This window comes from uncultured Amaricoccus sp. (assembly GCF_937858865.1).
Lineage (GTDB): Bacteria > Pseudomonadota > Alphaproteobacteria > Rhodobacterales > Rhodobacteraceae > Amaricoccus.
Genome location: NZ_CALLYO010000209.1, coordinates 1 through 2,185 on the forward strand (window position 1 = coordinate 1; position 2,185 = coordinate 2,185).

Consider the following 2,185-nt stretch of genomic DNA (forward strand, 5'->3'; position numbering starts at 1 on the left):
GCGATGGATTGGGTGCCTTCGGTGGTGTTGAAGACGATCTGGACGCCGCCGTCCTTCAGGGTGTCGACGATGTGGGGGCGGCCCTCGTAGACCTTGTTGACGCGGGTCGCCGGGATGGCGTGGGCGGCGAGGTAGCGCTGGGTGCCGTCGGTGGCGAGGATGCGGAAGCCGAGCTCGTGCAGGATGCGGGAGGCTTCGAGGAGGATGCCGTTCTTGTCGGACTCCTTGACCGAGACGAAGAGGGTGCCGGTGGTGGGGAGTGCCGTGCCGGCGCCGAGCTGGGCCTTGAGGAAGGCGCGGGGGAAGCTGCGGTCCCAGCCCATGACCTCGCCGGTCGAGCGCATCTCGGGGCCGAGCAGCGTGTCGACGCCGGGGAAGCGGTTGAAGGGCATGACCGCCTCCTTGACCGAGAACCAGGGCATGTCGGGGTCGGCGAGGGTCAGCGGGTCGGCGAAGGGGAGGGGGTCGTCGGGGCCGGTGCCCTTGGGGTAGGGGTCGCGGTGGGGGAAGGACGCGAGGGGCTCGCCGGCCATGACGCGGGCGGCGATGGCGGCGATGGCGCTGTCGGTCGCCTTGGCGACGAAGGGGACGGTGCGGGAGGCGCGGGGGTTCACCTCCAGCACGTGGATGTCGCCGTCCTGGATGGCGAACTGGACGTTCATCAGGCCGACGACGCCGAGGGCCAGCGCCATGGATTCGGTCTGGCGCTTGAGCTCGGCGACGGTGACCTCGTCGAGGGACCAGGGGGGGAGGGAGCAGGCGCTGTCGCCGGAGTGGACGCCGGCTTCCTCGATATGCTCCATGACGCCGGCGATGTGGACGTCGGTGCCGTCGGCGATGGCGTCGACGTCGACCTCGATGGCGTTGGAGAGGTAGCTGTCGAGGAGGACCGGGGTGTCGCCGGAGACCTGGACGGCGGAGGTGATGTAGCGCTGGAGCTGGGCGTCGTCGCGGACGATCTCCATGGCGCGGCCGCCGAGGACGTAACTCGGGCGGATGACGAGGGGGTAGCCGATCTCCTTGGCCACCGCCATCGCCTGGGCGGGGGAGCGGGCGATGCCGTTATGCGGCTGGCGGAGGCCGAGGCGGTGGAGGAGGGACTGGAAGCGCTCGCGGTCCTCGGCGAGGTCGATGGCGTCCGGCGTGGTGCCGAGGATGGGGATGCCGGCGTCGTGCAGGGCGTTGGCGAGTTTCAGGGGGGTCTGGCCGCCGAACTGGACGATGACGCCGTGCAGGGTGCCGTTCTCCTGCTCGGTGCGGAGGATCTCGAGGACGTGCTCGAGGGTGAGGGGCTCGAAGTAGAGGCGGTCGGAGGTGTCGTAGTCGGTGGAGACGGTCTCGGGGTTGCAGTTGACCATGATGGTCTCGTAGCCGGCCTTGGTGAGCGCGAAGCAGGCGTGGCAGCAGCAGTAGTCGAACTCGATGCCCTGGCCGATGCGGTTGGGGCCGCCGCCGAGGATGACGACCTTTTTCGCGCTTGTGGGGCGGCTCTCGTCCTCGGTGAAGCCGCCGTGCTCGACCTCGTAGGTCGAGTACATGTAGGGGGTCTGGGCCTCGAACTCGGCGGCGCAGGTGTCGATGCGCTTGAAGACCGGGCGGACGCCGAGGCGCTGGCGCTCGGCGCGGACGGAGGATTCGGTGCGGGCGGTGAGGTGCGCGAGGCGGGCGTCGGAGAAGCCGAGCTGCTTGAGGCGGCGAAGCGCGTGGGGCTCGCGGGGGAGGCCGGTGGCGCGGAGGGCCGCCTCCTCGTCGAGGATCTCGCGGATGCGGGCGAGGAACCAGGGGTCGTATCTGGTGACGGCGTGGATCTCGTCGTCGGAGAGGCCGTGGCGCATGGCCTGGGCGGCGAGGCGGAGGCGGTCGGGGGTCTGGGCGGAGAGGGCGCGGATGATGGTGGCCTTGGCGTCGGGGCCTTCGGCGCCGGGGATTTCTACTTCGTCGAAGCCGGTGAGGCCGGTTTCGAGGGAGCAGAGGGCTTTTTGCACCGACTCGTGGAAGGTGCGGCCGATGGCCATGGCTTCGCCGACCGACTTCATGGCGGTCGTCAGGAGGGGCTCGGCGCCAGGGAATTTCTCGAAGGCGAAGCGGGGGATCTTGGTGACGACGTAGTCAATGGTGGGTTCGAAGGAGGCGGGGGTGACCTGGGTGATGTCGTTGTCGAGCTCGTCGAGGGTGTAGCCGACGG

1 protein-coding gene is annotated in these 2,185 nt (G+C 69.7%); it reads right to left on the reverse strand.

Going from position 1 to position 2,185, the window contains the following annotated elements; translation table 11 throughout:
- Positions 1 to 2,185: carbamoyl-phosphate synthase large subunit (carB, locus tag Q0112_RS05740; RefSeq protein WP_297972644.1), on the reverse strand; the 2,185-nt coding region annotated here is incomplete at both ends.